This is a genomic window from Westiellopsis prolifica IICB1 (assembly GCF_004323185.1).
Classification (GTDB): Bacteria; Cyanobacteriota; Cyanobacteriia; order Cyanobacteriales; family Nostocaceae; genus Pelatocladus; species Pelatocladus prolificus_A.
Genome location: NZ_NAPS01000003.1, coordinates 486,964 through 509,645 on the forward strand (window position 1 = coordinate 486,964; position 22,682 = coordinate 509,645).

Genomic DNA, 22,682 nt, shown 5'->3' on the forward strand with positions numbered 1-22,682 from the left:
AATGTTTCAATTAAAGATTGTTTATGCCGTTTGACGAAATCTCCCAACCCTCTATAACCAAGACAACCACTCATTGTTCCCATGATTACTAGCAACAACACAAACCACAATGGATGTCTTTGTCCCTTTTTGGTGCGAAAATCTTTAATTTTTTTGAGTTCTTCAATCAAGCCTGCTGTCATAGATACCCCCGGACAATTTGTCGAAAGTCTGATTAGCGCTTGGGTGCGGCTACGCCGCACCCTCGCTTAAGTTTGTTACCTCAGTTTCGATTGAATCATTTTTCTTCCAAGAATGAAACAGCCCTGCCTCCCAAAGGGAGGAGCTTCGCTAACGCATCCCAACTTTATCATTTAAATCTCTTTGTTGAAAAAAGACGTAAAAATAGGGGTTTCAGATTATTCTCTGCCGAAGGTAACAAAAGAGGGATAACCAACAAAGTACTTATGTAACTGTACAAATTTTATGATATTGAGATAAGTTTGATATGTAATCCGATATGGTGTTCTCTGTTTACTCTCAACTTTACGGCTTGAATAAATTTGGTATCTATACTCTTGAAATAATTACCATTACAAAATTACTTACACATTCTTCAAGCTATTGCCTATTCCCTGTTAAGAGTTCCCTACCTTCACGAGTAAGTTCACCATATCAAATTGCTATATATTTTTAAAAAGTTGGAAAACTTTTTACAACATTTAAATAAAATCTTGAACAAATCACAAATACTCAATTTTTACATTGCATCAGTAATAGACACAAAGATATGCATATCTACTCATAAATATCAGTATTGAGTAGTAACATAGCACTTACTTTTTATACATTTCATAAAAATACTGATATAAAATTCTATATCCTACAAAATAAATCAAAATTACATCTAAATTTTATCAGCCCATTGATGTGTATTTCTTTACTATATCAATTTTTTTAAATTCTTTATTTGCAGAAATATAACAAATCAAATTTTCGTCTTTGTAGATAAGTATTTATGATTAAAATTATTGCTATTGTTGGTATGCCTGGTTCCGGTAAGAGCGTAGCCGCTACTCACTTGAAAAATCAGGGTTTACCTATAATTTGGTTGGGTGAAATTATTATATCTGAGGTTGAAAAAAAAGGTTTAATGCTCACGCCACAAAATGAACAGATTGTTAGAGAAGAAATTAGAGCTAAACATGGAATGGATGTATGTGTGCAAATGGCCTTACCACTTATTCAAGAAAAGTTATTGAATTATCCATTAGTTATTATTGATGGTCTTTATAGCTTTAGTGAATATAAAACTCTCAAAAAAAACTTTGGTAATGAATTGTTAGTAGTAGCTATTTTCACTCCCAAAGCTCTGAGATACGAACGACTATTTTTTAGAAAAACTAGACCTTTGACACGAGAAGAAGCTGAGTTAAGAGACTGCATGGAGATTGAGAAAATTGAAAAAGGAGGACCAATCGCTATGGCAGACTTAACTATAGTCAATGATGGAACGCAAGGACAACTATATCAAAAGATAGAAATGATTTTAACAGAAATATTGCATAATTCTTCTTTAAATGTCTGTAGTAATTAATAGAGCAGATTGAACATTTTATTAAATCAAGGCAATCTAGATAATTTGTAGGAATTTTACTATCGTGAAACTAATTTCTATTCTTGGCTCGACAGGTTCTATTGGTACTCAAACTCTGGATATTGTTACCCAGTTCCCTAATCAGTTTCAGGTTGTGGGATTAGCAGCTCTCAAAAATGTAAAATTGCTAGCTCAACAGATCCGCAAATTTCAACCAATGATCGCAGCTATCGGTGATTCACAAAAATTACCAGAATTACAAACTGCGATCGCTGATGTTAAACCCCAACCTATTTTACTTGCAGGTGAATCAGGAGTCATCGAGGTTGCTCAGTTCAGCAATGCTAAGATTGTAGTCACAGGTATTGTTGGTTGTGCAGGTTTATTACCTACAATTGCTGCAATCAAAGCAGGTAAAGATATTGCCTTGGCCAACAAAGAAACTCTCATTGCTGGCGGACCAGTTGTCTTACCTTTAGTACGCGAATATGGAGTAAAACTGTTACCTGCCGATTCCGAACATTCCGCAATTTTTCAGTGTTTGCAGGGAGTACCCGATCAAGGATTGCGGCGAATTCTACTGACAGCTTCTGGAGGTGCTTTCCGTGATTGGCCAGTTGAGAAATTATCTAATATTACTGTAGATGATGCTTTGAAACACCCTAACTGGTCAATGGGTCGTAAAATCACCATTGATTCTGCAACGTTAATGAATAAAGGATTAGAAGTCATTGAGGCTCACTGGCTTTTTGGTATTGACTATGACCATATTGATATTGTCATCCACCCTCAAAGCATTATTCATTCATTAATTGAGCTACAAGATACCTCTGTATTAGCACAATTAGGCTGGCCTGATATGCGCCTACCACTACTGTATGCTTTATCTTGGCCAGAGCGGATTCACGCAGATTGGCGACAGTTAGATTTAGTAAAGCTTAAAGAATTAACCTTTTACGCCCCAGATCATCAAAAGTATCCTTGTATGCAACTAGCTTATGCAGCAGGTCAAGCAGGTGGTTGTATGCCAGCAGTGCTAAATGCAGCTAATGAGCAAGCTGTAGCTTTATTTCTAGAAGAAAAAATTCAATTTCTTGATATTCCTCGTTTGATTGAACAAGTCTGCGATCGCTACGTTATCGACAACTGTTCTAGCCCAACCCTTGAAGACATCATTGCAGCGGATCAATGGGCTAGACAAGAACTCATAAATGCAAGTCAACTTTTAGAGCGTTTGACTATCAGTAAAGTTTCATCAAAACAAGAAACTTTAACCCTTACCTAGAAATACATAGCCTATTTTATTTTCACAATAACGTATGCAGGTAAATATTAGTATGTATAACCACAATATATAATGAATGGTTATGATAAATAATATAATTATTTTAAATACTTTTAAAAAAGTACTTGTGTAACTATCAAATTATATAATAGCAAGGTTAAATTAAGTAAAGGAATGGCAAGACTTACTTCATAGTTTAAAAATACATAAAAAATAAAAACTCACTTTTTATATGAGTAACTTGGCAATTAAGTTTGTAATTGTAAATTAAGAAATAATCAATAATATATAGTATTAAATTAAAGATGATTAGTGAAAAAATTCTCAGACATATATTCCAATATCGTCGTTTATTATCAGATACAGAACCTTGTGCTAAAGAACCATGTTCAATATGTCTAGCTCCTCATCTTCCAAAAATACAATCATTTATTGAAAATAATGAGCCAATTCATTTTATTCTCCCGGCATTTCCTGCAAAATCTCCTAATCCTCAAAAAGTTTTAGGACCATTGCCAGATATGGGAGAACGAGTTGCACTTCAATTTCTTCAGAATTTGTGCAATCAGATATCAGAAATATATGCTTCCGGAGCAAAGATAACTATTTGTTCTGATGGTCGAGTATTTACCGATTTAGTTGCTATCACAGATGAGAATGTAAGTCTGTACCGTCAAGGAATTGGACGACTGCTCAATGAAATCAATGCAGATGCAATTGATACCTTCTGTCTTGAAAACGTCTTCACAGGAATGAGCTTTGATCAAATGAGAAAAACACTTGTCAAACAATATGCTCAACCCATTGAAAGTATCCAAGAGCGGGTAAACAGTGAAGATAAGCATCGTCAATTTTTCAACGGTATTTATCACTTATTATTTGACGATTATCTCGTTCTATATCCTGATAAATCTCGTGAGCAGATTGAAGTTGAATGTAACTTACGAGCTTATGAAGTCATCCAACGAAGTAATGCTTGGACTACATTGGTTGGACAACATTTTCCTCAATCTTTACGTTTGTCAATTCATCCTCAAGATTATCACTCAAATAAGATTGGTATTCATATGATTAAAACTTCAGACCAATGGGGAACTCCATGGCATAATGCTCCAATGTTTAATGGTAAAGAGTTTCTGCTAATGAAACGCAAGCATATTGAAGATATAGGTGCTTCGCTAGTTTGGCATAATGATCATCCTAGTCATTACATCTTATCTGAACAAGTATCCCAAGCTTTGGTAACCCTTGACAACAAGAGTTAGAGCATCAGGTTATTCGCCTTGATTCACAATTACTCTAACTTAAATCTGAACAAAGATTAAGGAGAAAAAACAAGGGAAAAATATTTTATCCCTTTACTCTACCAATGAAACTTGGAACTAGTGCAGTGATGCTTTTGCAATACAGAGATTTTTGCTCAATTTAAGTACTAGTCACAAAGCATAGGTTTAAAATGACTCAAATTATCAATATCGCTCAATCAAAGGTGATTAGTGAACAAATTCTCAGGCATGTATTTCGTCATCGCCGTTTAATTTCAGATACGGAGCCTTGTGTACATCAACCCTGTTCATTGTGTCTAGCTCCTCACCTTGAAAAGGTTCAATATTTTGTTGAACATAACGAACCAATTCATTTTATTCTCCCAGCATTCCCTGCAAAATCACCAAATACTCAAAAAGTTCTCGGCACTATGCCAGATATGGGAGAACAAGTTTCACTTAAATTTCTTCAATCTCTTTGTGATCAGATCAGTGAAATATATGCTCCTGGAGCTAAATTAACAATTTGTTCTGATGGTCGGGTATTTAGTGATCTTGTCGGTGTCACAGATGAAAATGTGACTTTGTATGGTCAAATAATTCAAGCACTGCTGAAGGAAATGAATGCAGATGCAATTGATGTCTTCAATCTAGAAGATATGTACACTGACCTCAGCTTTGATGAGATGAGACAGAAACTTGTCAAGCTCTATGGTCAAACCATCGAAGCTATCAAAGATGCTGTGAAAAACAATGAGCATCAGTGTCAAATGTTCAACGGTATTCATCGTTTTTTGGTTGAAGATTATCAGGTATTGGAAGCTGATAAAAAAAGTCGTAACAAAATTCGACTTGAATGTAAGGCAAGAGCTTATGAAGTAATTCAGCGCAGTAATGCTTGGAGTGTATTAATTTCAGAACTTTATCCTCACTCAGTACGCTTATCTATTCATCCTCAACATTACCATTCAGAAAAAATTGGTATCCACATGATCAAAACCTTAGATCAATGGGGGACTCCATGGCACAATGCTACAGTCTTTGATGGAAAAGAATTCATGCTCATGAAGCGAAGCCATCTAGAAAGCATGGGTGCTACTTTAGTTTGCCAAAATGGTCATCCTAGTTATTTTGCGTGGACTGAACAGCCATTAGAGAGTCGTATTACCGTTCAGGAGGTTATTTAATGATAGTTTCTACTTCTGTTGAGCAATCAGCGCAATTTAACGTCAAATCATTAACTCCTTTCGGTGCATTGCTTGAAGCAACTGAAGACCACTCAGATATTCAACAACTGTCCATTGAACAGTTATGTCAATTGACTTGGGAACATCGGTTGATTGTTCTGCGAGGTTTTTCACTCTTAGAGCGTGAAGAATTATCAACGTACTGTCAAAGATGGGGTGAGCTATTAGTTTGGAATTTTGGTACAGTTCTTGATTTGATTGTTCACCAAAATCCTGAGAACTATTTATTTACAAATGGAAATGTACCGTTTCATTGGGATGGAGCTTTTGCTGAAGCTGTACCACGCTTTCTATTCTTTCAATGTCTAAAAGCACCGGAAGCAGGAAGTGGTGGTGAAAGCTTATTTTGCGATACAGTGCGGATTTTGCAAAATGTCAGCCCCCAACAACGCGAAATTTGGCAAAAAACTGAGATTAGTTACAAAACTCAAAAAGTTGCTCACTATGGTGGAGAGATCACCAAATCTCTTGTGATTAAGCATCCGATAACTGGTCTTTCAACACTTCGTTTTGCAGAACCATTAAACGATGCAAGTGTACATCTCAACCCCTTGTATGTTGAAGTTTGTAACCTACCAGCCGAAGAACAAAACCCATTTATTAATGAGCTAATAGAAAACCTTTATCTACCACAAAACTGTTTTGCACACGAATGGCAAGAAGGAGATTTTTTGATAGCTGATAATCATGCACTGCTCCATGGTCGTAACCCGTTTCTTTCCAATTCCCAAAGACATTTGCAACGGGTACATATTTTATAAATTTTGATCGATAATTCCGAGCAGGGTACAAGAAAGCAGATTTATCCGTGGAATCAATCGGAAATCCAAAATTCCCAAGCCCCCGGATTGATCCGTGGGGACGGCACTCAATGTGGCGACGCAGGTTCGCCACCTGTGCCTCGTCAATCCAAAATCTAAAATCGGATGACTCTTAGAGATCTCCGTTTAAACACTGATCATTGAGGCTGACGAGAAGAAGTCAAAACGCAGAGATAGGGAAAGGTAGTGTTAGTGCAGGTAATTTACTGAAATTTTCACTGAAGTAATTCCCGCCTTCCGCTACTCTCAATCAAATATGTGGGGATAGTGTAACTAGGTAACACATTGGTCTCCAAAACCAAAAATTCTGGGTTCAAATCCTAGTCCCCACGCTAGAGCAACAACTTAAAATCCGTCTGCTCTCAACACAGTTCATGATTATCTAAGTTGAAATTGAGGTAAGTAGAAAATGAACGACGTTAACCGTATACGCACTGATATCATCAATGTTGCGAAAACTTTTGGAGCAGAATATTCTGAAAAAGTATTGGACGAAGTATTCCAAGTTTTTGGTGAGCAATTTGCTGATAATTCATTCATGATTCGGACAAGCAATAAACAACCAGATAAATTAGGCTGCTATTTCCGTTATCATGAAGAAGACGAAAGCCAGCTTGGTCTTGCATGGGATATTGCCAGAAAATCCGGTCTGTTATCTGATCAGGGTCGTCCAGTAGATCAACTGATCCCAGAAATTTGTGAAACTTTTCCCATCATGGCAGATGGTGTAGATTTTGACGTTAAACACGGGTTAGCAAAAATTTGGCAAAGTATTAAAGGAGTTGTTCCTGTACAAGACGCTTTTAAATTATCTTTGCCAGCAAGTGTTACTGCTCACTCAGATTTTCTCAAAAATCACCATCTTGATGCTCTCTACGCTTTTGGAATTGACTACCACCACAGTTCTGTTAATTTGTATTTCGACACTTATCATCCTAAACATCATACATCTGAATATTACAAAAATCTTTTACAGGATTTACAATTTCAACCTCCTTCTGATGAACTTCTTGAACTACTAACAAATAATGGAGAAATTGCACTGACATTTAATTTTGCTTCTCCTCGGATTGAGCGGTTGTGTTTTTACCTTCCTTTTTTAAATCGTGAAGCTGTACCTCAAAATCTTTTGAATCCATTACTGAAAAAATATATTAACGAGGCTCCAGCATTAGTCGATAATCCAGGTTTTATTTTGGGTTGGTCATTCGGTCCACAAGGAGGAAAGGGAACATACACTAAAGTTGATGTAGACTATCATGGTCGAACTGTACCTTTATTTATGAAAGTACATAGCCAACCATTACCTAAAGCTGCTGATTTTGCTCTTGCTCAATGATGAATTAAGTGTATAACAAGCAGAGTAAAACTACTCTTTGCTAAAGTTCAAAAAAAGCGATTGAATACACTTAAATTAAAGTTTATGGGTGGGTCAATAAAAGCTCACCCACTACTTTGATTGTTGAAAAAACTTAGTACAATTTCTGCTAATTCTTTATTGTTAAAAATCTTGATTAAAAGTCTTTACGAGTAAGTTTATAAATCAAATCTAATAATAATATCTGGTTATTTTACTTCTAACGTAACTATTCTTATGAAACTGAACCAAATTACTCATCCAAATCAATTACACGGATTGTCAATTCCGCAATTGGAAGAAATTGCACGTCAGATTCGAGAAAAGCACCTACAAACAGTATCTACTAGTGGAGGCCATCTTGGTCCAGGTTTAGGTGTGGTTGAACTGACGTTGGGACTTTACCAGACTTTAGATCTTAATCGAGATAAAGTTATTTGGGATGTGGGTCATCAAGCTTATCCACATAAGTTAATAACTGGACGGTGCGATCGCTTTCATACTTTGCGACAAAAAAATGGTATTGCAGGTTATCTCAAACGCTGCGAAAGTCAGTTTGATCATTTTGGTGCAGGTCATGCTTCTACTAGTATCTCTGCGGCTTTAGGAATGGCTCTTGCCAGAGATATGAAAGGAGAAAATTTCAAAGTTGTTGCAGTCATCGGTGATGGTGGATTGACAGGAGGTATGGCCCTAGAAGCAATTAACCATGCTGGTTACTTGCCCAAAACTAAATTGTTAGTTGTACTTAACGACAATGAGATGTCGATTTCTCCAAACGTCGGGGCGCTTTCTTCTCACCTCAATCAACTGCGGTTTAGTTCTCCAGTCCAGTTGCTTAAACAACTGGAAGAACAGTTTGAGCATCTATCACCTGTAAGTAATTTTCTCGCACCAGAATTGAACCGGATTAAACAAGGTATAAAACGTCTAGCAGTGCCAAAGGTGGGAGCAGTATTTGAAGAATTAGGTTTTACCTATATGGGACCAATTGATGGTCATAATTTGCTAGAACTGATAGCTGCTTTTGAGCAAGCACATCAACAAACTGGCCCAGTATTAGTACATGTAGCAACCATTAAAGGCAAAGGATATGAATTCGCTGAACAAGAAAGAGTTGGCTATCATGCCCAATCCAAATTCAATTTAGCTACAGGCAAAGCAATCACCTCTAGCAAGCCTAAACCACCAAGTTATTCTAAAGTCTTTGGTGAAACTCTTACCAAAATTGCTAAGGGTAATTCCAAAGTCATCGGTATCACCGCAGCCATGTCCACCGGGACAAAGTTAGATATCTTACAGAAAAATCTACCTGAGCAATATATTGATGTGGGGATTGCCGAGCAGCATGGAGTAACACTAGCAGCCGGTTTAGCGTGCGAGGGTATGCGTCCTGTGGTTGCCATCTACTCGACCTTCTTGCAACGAGCGTATGATCAAATCATCCATGATGTCTGCATTCAAAATTTGCCTGTCTTCTTCTGCATGGATCGATCTGGTGTGGTTGGAGCAGATGGCCCCACCCATCAAGGAATGTACGACATCGCTTATTTGCGTTGCATTCCAAATATGGTATTGATGGCTCCCAAAGATGAAGCCGAACTCCAGCAAATGCTGATCACTGGTATCAATTACACTGATGGCCCTATTGCCATGCGGTATCCACGTGGTGAAGGTCACGGAGTTCCCCTGATGTCAGAAGGCTGGGAAACCCTACCCATTGGCAAAGGAGAAATCCTCCGTCAGGGAAACGATGCGCTGATGGTAGCTTATGGTTCTATGGTATATCCAGCACTGCAAGCTGCTGCTATTTTGAATGAACACGGTATCCAAGCAACTGTGGTCAATGCTCGCTTTGCCAAGCCTTTAGATACTGACTTAATCGTGCCTCTTGCTAAACAAATTGGTCAAGTCTTTACTTTGGAAGAAGGTTGTTTAATGGGTGGCTTTGGTTCAACAGTTGCTGAAGCTTTACTTGAACATCGTGTGATTGTTCCGGTCATTCGTCTAGGTGTAACAGACAAATTAGTTGAACATGCTACTCCAGAAGAATCTTTATCACAACTAGGTTTAACTGCTCCAAAGATTGTCGATCGCATCCTTAAAGAATTTCAACAACAATCCAATTTCGATATAAAAGTATTGCAAAACGGCTCCTTTGAGCAAAAAACCCCTTCATAGTAATTTGTGATTTTTCAAACTCATAAATTAGTTTTACTGCGTTTCTGTTGTAGGCGTCAAAAATAACAACATATGCAAACTCTTTCAACTCCCATCATCTCCAATTCTCCTTCTCAGCAGACATTTACTAATACCATTATCCCCCGCAGGAAAACTCGCCCAGTTCGTGTCGCTAATGTCACCGTTGGTGGTGGTTTCCCTGTAGTAGTCCAGTCAATGATTAATGAAGATACTTTAGATGTAAAAGCATCTATAGATGCTATTCGTCGCTTGCATGAAATTGGCTGTGAAATTGTCCGCGTCACCGTACCCAGTCTGGCTCATGCTAAAGCTGTAGCTGACATCAAGCAAAAACTCAAAGTAACTTATCAAGATGTTCCTTTAGTGGCTGATGTTCACCACAATGGCATGAAGATTGCCTTAGAAGTGGCAAAACATGTCGATAAAGTACGGATTAATCCTGGATTGTATGTCTTTGAAAAGCCCAACACCAATCGTACCGAATATACCCAAGCTGAATTTGATGAAATTGGCGATAAAATTCGTGAAACTTTAGAGCCTTTAGTCCTCTGTTTGCGCGACCAGGGAAAAGCCATGCGAATTGGCGTCAATCATGGTTCGCTAGCAGAGAGGATGTTATTTACCTACGGTGATACTCCTGAAGGTATGGTACAGTCTGCTCTGGAATTTATTCGCATTTGTGAATCTCTCGATTTCCGTAATCTAGTAATTTCCCTGAAAGCCTCCAGAGTCCCTGTAATGATTGCTGCCTATCGTCTGATGGCTCTACGGATGGATGAATTGGGTATGGACTACCCTTTACACCTTGGTGTCACCGAAGCAGGCGATGGAGAATATGGTCGCATTAAATCCACGGCTGGAATTGCCACTCTTTTAGCCGATGGTATTGGTGATACAATCCGCGTCTCTCTAACAGAAGCACCAGAAAAAGAAATTCCTGTTTGCTACAGTATTCTGCAAGCTCTGGGATTACGTAAGACCATGGTAGAGTATGTAGCTTGTCCCTCTTGCGGTCGTACCTTGTTTAATTTAGAAGAAGTGTTGCACCAAGTGCGAGAAGCTACCAAACACCTTACAGGTTTGGACATTGCTGTTATGGGCTGCATAGTCAACGGCCCTGGAGAAATGGCAGATGCAGACTACGGTTATGTTGGTAAGCAACCTGGCTATATCTCTTTGTATCGCGGGCGAGAAGAAATTAAAAAAGTACCAGAATCCCAGGGAGTTGAAGAACTGATTAATTTGATTAAAGCAGATGGTCGTTGGGTTGATCCTTAAGATCGGGGATCGGGGTTCGGGGATTGGGGATTGGGGATTGGGGATTGGGTATTGTGAGAAATTATCCCTTGCTCTCCTTGTCTGTGTTGTCCTCTTTGTCTTACCAATCTCTCCTGTCTCCTCAATCTTCTTATATTGAGATATTGAGAATATTATGTCGATACATAAAGCTTTCAAACTTGCTAGTCGAGAATTTCACAATGGAGAGCCAAGTGAAATATTTGTTTCAACACCTAATGAAATTGTAGCCTTTGGTCAAAATCATCCGATTGTTCAAATAGCTGGCCCCTGTTCTGTAGAAAATGAAGAAATGATTATTTATACTGCCTTGCAAGTCAAAGCAGTTGGTGCTAAGTTTTTGCGAGGTGGAGCTTATAAGCCCCGTACTTCTCCTTATGCTTTTCAAGGTCATGGTGAAAGTGCTTTGGGTTTGCTGGCGATCGCTCGTCAAGTTACAGGTTTAGGTATTGTGACGGAAGTCATGGATACAGCTGACCTTGAGAAAGTTGCTTCTGTCGCAGACATTATCCAAATCGGTGCGCGTAACATGCAAAATTTCTCACTTTTAAAGCGAGTGGGAGCAATAAATAAACCAGTTTTGCTGAAGCGAGGTATGTCTGCAACTATTGAAGAATGGTTAATGGCAGCTGAGTACATACTGACAGCAGGAAACCCGAATGTAATTTTGTGCGAGCGAGGAATTCGCACATTTGACCAACAGTATACACGTAACACATTGGATTTAAGTGCCATACCAGTACTGCGATCGCTCACTCACTTACCGATTGTAATTGACCCCAGTCATGGCACAGGTCGATCAGAGTATGTACCTGCAATGGCTATGGCTGCTATAGCTGCTGGTGCTGATTCGCTGATGATTGAAGTTCACCCTGATCCAGCCAAAGCGCTTTCTGATGGCCCTCAATCTTTAACACCAGAGCAATATGGCGACTTAATTCAGGACATGATTGGAATTAGTAAAATTTTTGGTCGTTGGCCTGAAAAATATCCTATATCTACAGGACATCTTGCTTTACCAATACACGCTATCAATACATGAAACACAACAGAGACATCAGGGAATTTGCTTTAAGTTATTGGAGATAAATTATTAATGTTTTTAAATAACCATGATTACATAACTAAAGGTGGGGTTAAGGTATCTCGCTTCGTTAATGAGACTTTCATAGATACTGCGATCGAACAAATTTTGTTGCGTATCGATTATCAACGTGGAGGATTGTTCAAAAGTAGCTATGAATATCCAGGAAGATACAAAAGATGGGCGATTGGTTTTGTTAATCCACCCTTAGAACTTGTTACTCGTGAAAAATTTTTTAAACTCACCGCTCACAATCAACGAGGTAAAGTCATACTTTCGTATTTGGCAGAGTTTCTAAAGAAGCATCCGCAACTGCAAGAAATTGACCAAGATGATCAGCATATAACTGGTTCTATCAAACCAAAAGAAATTTTTTTTTCAGAGGAAGAAAGAAGTAAGCAACCATCTGTTTTCAGTATCATTCGCGAAATTTTATATATTTTTGAAAGTCCTGAAGATGATCATTTAGGACTTTATGGTGCCTTTGGTTATGATTTGGTTTTTCAATTTGAATCTATGGAAAAACTGCTCCCGCGTTCTACAGAGCAGCAAGATTTATTACTTTATTTCCCAGATGAATTATTCATCATTGATTATTATTTACAACGTGCATTTTGTTTACAATATGATTTTGAAACAAAGCATGATAGTACTAAAGGACTTTTCCGCAGTGGTGAAATAATTGATTACAGAGGTAGGTGTCTTACTCCTGCTCAATCTTCAGATCATGAACCTGATGAATATGCACAGCAAGTTTGTAAAGCACTCTTATACTTCCGCCGTGGTGACTTGTTTGAGGTCGTTCCTAGTCAAAGCTTTTATAGGCACTGTCAACAGTCTCCGGTAGAATTATTTCGTACTTTACAACAAATCAATCCCAGCCCCTATGGATTTATTTTGAATTTAGGTGGAGAGTATTTAATTGGTGCATCTCCAGAAATGTTTGTGCGAACTGAAGGTAGACGTGTAGAAACTTGCCCAATTAGTGGTACAGTTCGCCGGGGACAAAATGCAATTGATGATGCTGCTCAAATTCAGAAGCTTCTCAACTCAGGCAAAGATGAAGCTGAACTGACCATGTGTACTGACGTGGATCGCAATGATAAGTCGCGCATCTGTGAACCTGGTTCAGTACAAGTAATTGGTCGTCGTCAAATTGAGATATACAGTCATTTAATCCACACAGTAGATCATGTAGAAGGATTACTCAGACCTGAATTTGATGCTTTAGATGCATTTCTCACTCATCTGTGGGCTGTTACAGTTACAGGAGCGCCAAAACGGTCAGCAATGCAGTTTATCGAACAGCATGAGCGCAGTTCTCGACGTTGGTATGGTGGAGCAGTTGGTTACTTAACCTTCAAAGGAGATTTGAATACAGGTCTGATTCTGCGAACGATCCAGCTTAAGGACTCAATTGCCGAAGTGCGAGTGGGTGCAACAGTTCTTTACGATTCAGATCCACAAGCAGAAGCTCAAGAAACTCTCACTAAAGCTGCTGCTCTGTTTCAAACACTTTACCAGACTCAGCAGAAGACTGACAGTGTTGTCAACGACATCGACACCAATAAAGACTTTTTTAAATCCAAAGCTGAAAATAGTAAACAAATATTATTGATAGACTATGAAGATTCATTTGTTCACACTCTAGCAAACTATATTCGTCAAACTGGTGCTGTCGTCAAAACATTACGCCATGGCTTTTGTGAATCAGTCTTTGATACAGAAAAGCCGGATCTTGTTGTCTTATCTCCTGGACCTGGTAGACCCAGTGATTTTTGTGTAGCAGAGACAGTAAGTGCTTGTATTAAACGACAGATTCCCATCTTTGGTGTTTGTTTGGGATTGCAGTCCATTGTTGAAGCTTTTGGAGGTAAACTAGGAGTTCTGAGTTATCCTCAGCATGGTAAAGTATCCCGGATTTCTGTTATTCATTCAGAGTCTATTACTTTCAAAAACTTACCAAAATCGTTTGAAGTGGGTAGATATCACTCACTATTTGCTTTACCTGAGAATCTCCCCACAGAATTTAAAGTGACAGCGATCTCAGATGATGGCGTAATTATGGGTATCGAACATCAAACATTACCGATTATTGGCGTTCAATTTCACCCAGAATCAATTATGACTTTAGCTGGAGGAGTTGGTTTAGAGATTATTAAGAATGTAGTTAGTGCATGTACAACTAAAAAATACTCTTCAGTTGTCGTTGCATAAATATTTTTTTGGATATGATTTTGACTGTATCAAACTAGTTTCTAGGATTTGTAGTAAGCAATGCGCGTGCTTCAAATAAGCAGGACTTACGCAAAACATAACGCGGATTTGCGGTAATTCATGAATTACCGCTACGCAAGAATCAGGTTTTCGGTCACATCTTGCGTAAGTCCTGATAAGGACTAAAGTCCTTACTACAAACTTTTTCAAGTATGCAATAGTTGTTTATAATCAATGCTATCTCATATGGATGTATGTAAGAATATCTCCACCCTTGAAATAAATTCAACAAAACCGCGCCATATTCTTGAAGAGATTGTCTGGCACAAACGAAAAGAAGTTGCATCTATGGGTGAGCAACTATCTTTTGCAGACTTACAAAATCAGATTAGTACTGCTCCTCCCCTACGAGATTTCCTGGATGCTTTGCGGCAAAATCCGAGTAAACCGAGCTTAATTGCCGAAGTTAAAAAAGCTTCACCTAGTAAAGGAGTGATTCGTGCCGATTTTGACCCAGTTAAGATTGCTCAGGTGTATGAACAAAGTGGTGCTACCTGTCTATCAGTACTAACTGATCAAAAATTCTTCCAAGGCAGTTTTGAGAATCTACGGTTAATTAGAAAAAGCGTAGGATTACCTTTATTATGTAAGGAGTTTATTATTGACCCTTACCAAATTTATTTTGCAAGAGTCAATGGAGCAGATGCAGTGTTACTGATTGCTGCGATTTTATCGAACGAAATTCTTGCGGATTTTCTACAGATTGTTCAGGATTTGGGTATGACTGCTTTAGTAGAGGTGCATACTCTGGCTGAACTTGATCGGGTACTAACACTATCAAATGTGCAATTAATAGGAATTAATAACCGTAACCTTGAAGATTTTAGCGTTGAATTAGAAACAACTCAACGTTTATTGAAAGAGCGTCGAGAACAATTAAATAATTCAGATATCACTGTGGTAAGTGAGTCTGGTTTGTACACATCAACTGACTTAGCTTTTGTTGCAGAAGCAGGAGCCGAAGCAGTTTTGATTGGAGAATCTCTGGTAAAGCAAACAGATTTAGAACAGGCTGTAAAAAAGCTAATGAATAAATAAAATCTGTCGAGTCAATCCAAAATCTAAAATATAAAATCCAAAATCTAAAATCGAATGACCTCTATTTCTCATCACTTTGCATCTTTACGAGCCAGTAATCAGTGCGCTTTGATTCCCTTTGTAGTTGCTGGTGATCCTAATTTAGAAATCACAGCAGAAGCCTTACGAGTTCTAGATTCTAGCGGTGCTGATTTGATTGAATTGGGAGTTCCCTACTCAGATCCATTAGCAGATGGACCAGTGATTCAAGCAGCTGCAACCCGTGCTTTGAAACGAGGAACCCGTTTAGATAATGTTTTGCAAATGGCTCAAACAGTTACTCGTGGTTTGCGATCGCCTATTATTCTTTTTACTTACTACAATCCAATTTTAAATTTAGGCACAATTCCGTTTCTAGAAAAAGCCGCAGCATCAGGAATTAAAGGATTAGTAGTACCTGATTTACCTTTGGATGAGGCAAGCAATTTGTTAGAGGTTGCTGATACTGTGGGAATTGAGGTGACTTTGTTAGTAACTCCTACAAGTTCAAAAGAACGCATAGAAGCGATCGCTCGTCAATCTCGTGGATTTATTTACTTGGTGAGTGTGACAGGTGTTACTGGTGTACGCTCACATCTCCAAACACGGGTTAAGGATGTGCTTCAAGACATTCGCAGTGTTACAAACAAACCTATTGGTGTGGGTTTTGGCATATCTAAACCGGAACAAGCTCGTCAAGTTAGAGATTGGGGTGCAGATGCTGTGATCGTCGGTAGTGCTTTTGTAGAGCGTTTAGCTGAAACTAGACTGACAGCTATTAAAGATTTCTGTCGTGATTTGAAGACATCAATCGAAGGCAGAAGGCAAGAGGTAGAAAGCAAAAGATGACAGATTTAATCCTGCAAACTCTAAAGATTGGAAAAAGTATTTTTATTTAAAACATATGTTGTTAAATACACAACTAAATCAAGATGTAACTCAATTATTCACTCAACAACCTGACCCCAATGGCAGATTTGGCCAATTTGGCGGTAAGTACGTACCTGAAACTTTAATGTCAGCGCTGAGTGAATTAGAAACAGCCTTTAAGCAATACCGCACCGATCCATTGTTCCAACAGGAGCTTCAAACATTACTACGGGACTATGTTGGACGTTCTACTCCTCTTTACTTTGCTCAAAGATTAACTGAGTATTATGCTAAAGCTGATGGTACGGGGCCACAAATTTATCTTAAACGTGAAGACTTAAACCACACAGGAGCGCACAAAATTAATAATGCTTTAGCACAAGTGTTGCTAGCAAAGCGCATGGGTAAACAACGCATTGTAGCAGAAACTGGAGCAGGTCAACATGGTGTTGCTACTGCTACTGTGTGCGCTCGTTTTGGCCTAGAATGCGTGATTTACATGGGTATCCATGACATGGAACGACAAGCTCTGAATGTCTTCCGGATGCGGTTGATGGGCGCAGAAGTCCGATCTGTCGAAGCAGGTAGCGGAACTCTCAAAGATGCTACTTCTGAGGCAATTCGGGATTGGGTAACAAACGTCGAAACAACTCACTATATACTAGGTTCAGTTGCAGGACCACATCCCTATCCGATGATGGTGCGAGATTTTCACGCAGTAATTGGTAAGGAAACTCGCGCTCAAGCAATTGAGAAATGGGGAGGACTACCAGATATTCTTTTGGCTTGTGTGGGTGGAGGTTCCAATGCGATCGGACTGTTTCATGAATTTGTGAATGAACCTTCTGTGCGCCTGATTGGTGTTGAAGCAGCTGGTGAGGGTATTGATACAGACAAACACGCAGCAACTCTGACAAAAGGGCGAGTTGGAGTTTTGCATGGTGCTATGAGTTATGTATTGCAAGATGACGATGGTCAAATTGTTGAAGCCCATTCTATTAGTGCTGGGTTAGATTATCCAGGTGTTGGCCCTGAACATAGTTATTTGAAAGAAATAAGACGTGCTGAATATTACAGTGTGACAGACCAACAAGCGCTACTAGCATTTCAACGCCTTTCCCAACTTGAAGGAATTATTCCAGCGCTGGAAACAGCACATGCGATCGCCTATCTAGAAACTCTTTGTCCACAATTAGTTGGTAGTCCCCGAATTGTGATTAACTGTTCAGGGCGAGGTGATAAAGATGTACAAACAGCTATCCAATTTTTAAACCTTGTTTAAATGAGAATATAGTAATTTAGAAAAAATTTTTACTGAAATATGGTTACAACATCTGTGGTTGAAACAAATTCAACATTTCATAACTCTTCCAATTGGAGTCAGTTATTACAACAATTATTAGATCGTCAATCGCTGACAGCTGATCAAGCCAGTGAATTAATGTACGGCTGGCTCACAGATGCTATTCCTCCTGTGTTATCTGGTGCAATATTGGCAGCAATTCAGATGAAGGGTGTGTCTGTACAAGAGTTGCTGGGTATGGTGAAGGTTTTATACTCCCAGTCATTAAGACCAACATTGCGGGATATAGTTGTTGGTGATTCCCCACTTATTGATACTTGTGGTACTGGTGGAGATGGAGCATCAACATTTAATATTTCCACTGCTGTGGCTTTTGTCACTGCTGCTGCTGGTCTAAAAGTTGCAAAACATGGTAATCGTTCTGCATCTGGTAAAACCGGATCAGCAGATGTTTTGGAAGCTTTGGGAGTCAATTTGAAAGCAAGTAGTAAGAAAGTTCAAGAGGCTGTTGATACAGTTGGTATAACTTTCCTATTTGCACAAGATTGGCACCCTACTTTGAAAGTTTGTTACCCATTGCGGAAAACACTAAAAGTACGTACGGTTTTTAACTTGCTTGGTCCTCTGATTAATCCATTGCGACCAACAGGACAGGTTATAGGTGTTAATGATCCAGGTTTGATACAGACCTTTGCTCTAGTCTTGCATCAACTGGGAATTCGTAAAGCGATCGTGCTTCATGGACGAGAGAAATTAGACGAAGCAGGTTTAGCTGATATTACTGACTTGGCGATCGTATCAAACCAACATTTGCGCTTGCTTGAACTTGCTCCTGAAAAACTAGGAATAAACCCGGCTCCAACTACTGAACTGAGGGGTGGGGATGCTCAGGAAAATGCCAGAATTCTCAAAGCAGTTCTTCAAGGTAAAGGTACTCAAGCACAGCAAGATATAGTAGCCTTAAATACAGCTTTAGCACTTTTCGTTGGTGAAGCAATTCCAGAAACAGGAGATGATATGAGTACCTTTGCAAAAGGTCTGACTCTTGCTACAGAGGTCATTGCAAGCGGGATTGCTTGGACAAAGTTAGAACAGCTTGTTGAATTTTTGCGCTAAAAAGTTTCAAATAAGGACTGCTTTATGGCTGCTGAAAACCGACTAATTTTAGTACGTCACGGTGCTAGTGAATGGAGTAATCAAGGGCGTTATCAGGGACATCAACCTGTACCATTGAGTTCTCTGGGATTAGAACAAGTTTATGCTTTAACAGAGGAACTGCGTCAGTATAATCCAGAGCGAATAGTTAGTAGTGACTTGCAAAGAGCGCGCCAAAGTGCGGAAATTATAGCCAAGCATCTCATGCTGGAAATTCACTATGATGCACGACTGCGTGAGCTAGACTGTGGAAATTGGGCTGGATTAACTGAGAAGCAGATTGAAGTATTAGATCCTAAAGCTGTTGTCGAGTTGCGTTCTGGCCGCGATATCCCTAGAGGTTCTGGTGAGAGAATGGCAGATTTAATAGTGCGTACTCGCGCTGCGTTAGCTGATTGGGTAAATGATAATTTTTCTGGCATACTCATATTTGTTGCACATGCTTATGTCATTCGGGAAATTACGCAAACTCTTTTAGGTGGAAATTTACCTAATAATCAGTTACCAAGTTTAGGCTCTTATACTTTACTCAATTACAAAACAGGAGGTAAATGGATATTAGAGGGGTATGGAATTGTTCCCAATAGCAGTTCTTCTCTAACTACGGTAAATTGGTTGCCAACATTTTGAAAAATTATATTAATTTAATGTGAAGCTCATAGAAAAGAGCTTCCAGAATTAAACAGGACTTACGCATGGGTAACGGAAAAACAAACCACAGAGAACGCACCAGGACACAGACAAATAAGAGTTTGGGCTGTTTTTTGCGTAAGTCCTAACGCTTTCTGAACATTCTCGCGAGAAAATTGGAATAAACTTACCCAACAAGCAGAAGAACAATTACATCTGTTTTCTAGCCCCTAGGCACAGCCTATAGCTGTGCCTCTTACTCCCCGTGTAATAATTATCATTCTTGATATTGGATATTTTATTTTTTGGAAGTCCCTAAGTGAGATAAAACTGAACTTCACGGGTAGTTCTGTTCCAATTCAAAAAACTTAGTACGGCCATTGCCAATTGCGAATCTCTGGCATATCTTCGCCATACTGAGCAATGTAATGTTTGTGTTCAATCAACTTATGCTCAAGCATTTGTTTAGCATATGCGATTTTGGTTTCCAGTTGAGGTAAGCGGTCAATAACATCAAGAACAAGGTGAAAGCGGTCTAGCTCATTGAGTACAACCATATCAAAAGGTGTAGTTGTAGTTCCTTCTTCCTTGTAACCCCGAACGTGGAAATTCGAGTGATTTGTACGACGGTAAGTCAGGCGATGAATCAACCAAGGATAGCCATGATAAGCAAAAATAACTGGTTTGTTTGTTGTGAAAATACTATCGAAGTCTTTATCTGATAATCCATGAGGATGCTCGCTTGACGGTTGTAGAGCCATTAGATCAACTACGTTAATCACTCTGACCTTCAAATCAGGGGCAATCTGTCGGAGAATATCAACAGCAGCTAGGGTTTCTAAAGTAGGAATATCACCTGCACAAGCCATGACCACATCCGGTTCATTGTCTTGATCGTTACTTGCCCATTTCCAGATACCGAGACCTTTGCTACAGTGCTTGATAGCATTATCCATGTCAAGATACTGCAATCCAGGTTGTTTTCCTGCAACAACAACATTGACACAGTGACGACTACGTAAACACTTGTCAGTTATTACTAATAAGGTGTTAGCGTCAGGCGGTAAATATACTCGGATAATATCTGCTTTTTTATTGACCACATGATCAATAAAACCGGGATCTTGATGAGAAAAACCGTTATGGTCTTGACGCCAGACATGAGATGTCAGCAAATAGTTGAGGGAAGCAACGGGTCTGCGCCAAGGAATATGACGACTTGTCTTAAGCCATTTAGCATGTTGATTGAACATTGAGTCAATGATGTGAATAAATGCCTCATAACAAGAGAAGAACCCATGACGACCAGTCAGAAGATATCCTTCCAACCAACCTTGACACATATGTTCGCTTAAAACTTCCATCACCCGACCATCAGGAGCAACATTTTCATCATTAGGAAGAGTAAAGGTAGTAGATACCCGATTTGTAACTTCAAACACAGCACTGAGGCGATTAGAGTCAGTCTCGTCAGGTCCCATCAACCTAAAGTTTTTGGCTTCTTCATTTAGCTTAATTACATCTCGAAATAAACGCCCCATAACACGAGTAGCTTCAGCCGAAGTGATCGCAGGTTTGGGGACAGCGATCGCATAATTTTGGAAATCGGGCATTTTTAGGTCTCTTAGCAAAATACCACCGTTGGCGTGTGGATTTGCTCCCATACGTTGCTCGCCTATGGGAGCGAGTTCCGCTAGTTCAGGAATGAGTCTACCATTTTCGTCAAAAAGTTCCTCCGGTTTGTAACTTTTCATCCAATCCTCAAGCATTTTGAGATGCTCTGGCTTATTTGCTAAACCTGATAAAGGAACTTGGTGCGATCGCCAAGAATCCTCTATTGCTTTGCCATCAATTTCTTTAGGGCCTGTCCAACCTTTTGGAGTCCGTAAGATAATCATTGGCCATTGTGGACGCTTATCAAAACCATGAATGCGAGCTTCGCGCTGAATAGCTTTAATTTCTTCGATTACTGTATCAAGGGTTGTTGCCATCAATTGATGAATATCTTCTACAGGATAAGAACCCTCGACAAAATAAGGTTTGTAGCCGTAGCCAAGAAATAATTGTTCTAATTCCTTGTCGCTCATCCGTGCTAGTATTGTCGGATTTGCAATTTTATAGCCGTTGAGGTGCAAGATTGGTAAAACAGCACCATCATGTGCTGGATTGAGAAATTTGTTACTGTGCCAACTTGCAGCAAGAGGCCCAGTTTCTGCTTCTCCATCGCCTACTACACAACAAACTATCAAATCAGGATTATCAAAAGCAGCACCATAACCATGGACTAGGGCGTAACCAAGTTCTCCTCCTTCATGGATGGAACCAGGAATCTCAGGAGCAACGTGACTAGGAATACCACCAGGAAAAGAGAACTGTTTGAACAAACGCTTCATTCCTTCGGTATCTTGAGAAATATCAGGGTAATGCTCGCTGTAAGTACCTTCTAAATATGTATTGGCAACTAAACCAGGTCCACCATGTCCAGGACCTGCAATGTAGATGCTGTTCAAATCATACTTCTTAATTATGCGATTGAAATGAACATATATAAAGTTAAGACCAGGAGTAGTTCCCCAATGACCAAGTAGTCTTGGCTTAACATGTTCCAACTTCAGAGGTTCTTTAAGCAGTGGATTATCAAGAAGATAAATTTGTCCAACTGAAAGATAATTAGTCGCACACCAATAAGCATTAATTTTCCTTACTTCTTCAGCAGTAAGAAATTTTTGTTGAATTTTGGGATTAAATGCCAGAACCATATTGAACTCCTACTTAATATGAGAATTTTGATTCAGACGAATTGAAAAAAGTCGCTATTTGTAGCTAAAATATATAGTTACAAATAGATTTACTGAAGCCTGCACCAAGTAGTAATCAGTCCCAGATATGCACAGAAAAAATACACATCAAGGTTTTTAAACTCTTGATTTTATGTTAATCTGAGTTGTCAGACTTAGTTTGTCAAACTGTGACTGATAATTGTCAGCTATAGATGCAATACTTAAGTTTATACAAAGACTCATCTTAATGATTAGAATCGAATATGAATCTTTGTACAATAGGGAATTGTAATCTCAATTAAAGCCAACTTGCAATATTTATCTAGAACACCTATCTTTAATTTTTACATAAAAATAGAGGTAGGAAACTTGATTGCCAAATACATCGGTGAATTTGTTGTTTAACTTTTATTGAAAATACATTTGAATATAAATTTATAAATTTAATAGGTTATTTTCAAGAGATAAAATTTCGGCA

The 22,682-nt window shown here is 38.9% G+C and carries 17 protein-coding genes and 1 tRNA gene; 16 read left to right on the forward strand and 2 right to left on the reverse strand.

Annotated elements, in window-relative coordinates:
- On the reverse strand, positions 1-182 hold a 182-nt coding region (locus B4U84_RS27230; protein WP_131121320.1), incomplete at its 3' end, for a transposase family protein.
- Between the two features lie 815 nt (positions 183-997).
- On the opposite strand from B4U84_RS27230, the gene B4U84_RS27235 reads away from it, so the two are divergent.
- From B4U84_RS27235 to B4U84_RS27310, 16 genes are all read left to right on the forward strand, one after another.
- Entirely contained in the window at positions 998-1,576 is a 579-nt protein-coding gene (locus B4U84_RS27235; protein ID WP_131121264.1) for an AAA family ATPase, read from the forward strand.
- Between the two features lie 64 nt (positions 1,577-1,640).
- Positions 1,641-2,861, forward strand: coding sequence for a 1-deoxy-D-xylulose-5-phosphate reductoisomerase (gene dxr, locus B4U84_RS27240; RefSeq protein WP_131121265.1), 1,221 nt, complete (start codon positions 1,641-1,643; stop codon positions 2,859-2,861).
- A 305-nt stretch (positions 2,862-3,166) separates the two neighbouring features.
- Positions 3,167-4,126 (forward strand): L-tryptophan isonitrile synthase AmbI1, encoded by a 960-nt coding sequence (gene ambI1, locus B4U84_RS27245; protein ID WP_131121266.1) that lies wholly within the window; start codon positions 3,167-3,169, stop codon positions 4,124-4,126.
- A gap of 191 nt (positions 4,127-4,317) precedes the next feature.
- Positions 4,318-5,313 (forward strand): l-tryptophan isonitrile synthase AmbI2, encoded by a 996-nt coding sequence (gene ambI2 / locus B4U84_RS27250; RefSeq protein WP_131121267.1) that lies wholly within the window; start codon positions 4,318-4,320, stop codon positions 5,311-5,313.
- A complete protein-coding gene (gene ambI3 / locus B4U84_RS27255; RefSeq protein ID WP_131121268.1) occupies positions 5,313-6,134 on the forward strand; it encodes a 3-((Z)-2-isocyanoethenyl)-1H-indole synthase in 822 nt (273 codons plus the stop codon). The genes ambI2 and ambI3 overlap by 1 nt, the downstream gene beginning before the upstream one ends.
- A 318-nt stretch (positions 6,135-6,452) precedes the next feature.
- A tRNA-Trp gene (locus B4U84_RS27260) sits at positions 6,453-6,526 on the forward strand.
- Between the two features lie 77 nt (positions 6,527-6,603).
- Positions 6,604-7,533, forward strand: a complete 930-nt coding sequence (locus B4U84_RS27265; RefSeq protein ID WP_044446463.1) for an aromatic prenyltransferase — start codon at positions 6,604-6,606, stop codon at positions 7,531-7,533.
- A 255-nt stretch (positions 7,534-7,788) separates the two neighbouring features.
- A complete protein-coding gene (gene dxs, locus B4U84_RS27270) occupies positions 7,789-9,732 on the forward strand; it encodes a 1-deoxy-D-xylulose-5-phosphate synthase (RefSeq protein ID WP_131121269.1) in 1,944 nt (647 codons plus the stop codon).
- A 72-nt stretch (positions 9,733-9,804) separates the two neighbouring features.
- Complete coding sequence (gene ispG / locus B4U84_RS27275) at positions 9,805-11,031, forward strand: (E)-4-hydroxy-3-methylbut-2-enyl-diphosphate synthase (protein ID WP_017308616.1); 1,227 nt, start codon at positions 9,805-9,807, stop codon at positions 11,029-11,031.
- A 154-nt stretch (positions 11,032-11,185) separates the two neighbouring features.
- Positions 11,186-12,091, forward strand: a complete 906-nt coding sequence (aroF, locus tag B4U84_RS27280; protein WP_077166397.1) for a 3-deoxy-7-phosphoheptulonate synthase — start codon at positions 11,186-11,188, stop codon at positions 12,089-12,091.
- A 54-nt stretch (positions 12,092-12,145) separates the two neighbouring features.
- A complete protein-coding gene (locus B4U84_RS27285; protein WP_131121270.1) occupies positions 12,146-14,350 on the forward strand; it encodes an anthranilate synthase in 2,205 nt (734 codons plus the stop codon).
- A 246-nt stretch (positions 14,351-14,596) separates the two neighbouring features.
- On the forward strand, positions 14,597-15,448 hold the full coding sequence (gene trpC / locus B4U84_RS27290; protein WP_131121321.1) for an indole-3-glycerol phosphate synthase TrpC: 852 nt from the start codon (positions 14,597-14,599) through the stop codon (positions 15,446-15,448).
- Positions 15,449-15,502: 54 nt separating this feature from the next.
- Positions 15,503-16,315 carry a tryptophan synthase subunit alpha gene (trpA, locus tag B4U84_RS27295; RefSeq protein WP_017308612.1) on the forward strand — a complete coding sequence of 271 codons (813 nt, stop codon included), beginning with the start codon at positions 15,503-15,505 and terminating at the stop codon, positions 16,313-16,315.
- A 55-nt stretch (positions 16,316-16,370) separates the two neighbouring features.
- Positions 16,371-17,618, forward strand: coding sequence for a tryptophan synthase subunit beta (gene trpB / locus B4U84_RS27300; RefSeq protein ID WP_131121271.1), 1,248 nt, complete (start codon positions 16,371-16,373; stop codon positions 17,616-17,618).
- Between the two features lie 39 nt (positions 17,619-17,657).
- On the forward strand, positions 17,658-18,755 hold the full coding sequence (trpD, locus tag B4U84_RS27305) for an anthranilate phosphoribosyltransferase (protein ID WP_131121272.1): 1,098 nt from the start codon (positions 17,658-17,660) through the stop codon (positions 18,753-18,755).
- A 24-nt stretch (positions 18,756-18,779) separates the two neighbouring features.
- Positions 18,780-19,424: a histidine phosphatase family protein gene (locus tag B4U84_RS27310; RefSeq protein ID WP_017308609.1), complete on the forward strand. Its 645-nt coding sequence runs from the start codon at positions 18,780-18,782 to the stop codon at positions 19,422-19,424.
- A gap of 368 nt (positions 19,425-19,792) precedes the next feature.
- Here B4U84_RS27310 and B4U84_RS27315 read toward each other — a convergent pair whose 3' ends face one another.
- Positions 19,793-22,183: a phosphoketolase family protein gene (locus B4U84_RS27315; RefSeq protein WP_044446449.1), complete on the reverse strand. Its 2,391-nt coding sequence runs from the start codon at positions 22,181-22,183 to the stop codon at positions 19,793-19,795.
- Between the last annotated feature and the right edge of the window lie 499 nt (positions 22,184-22,682).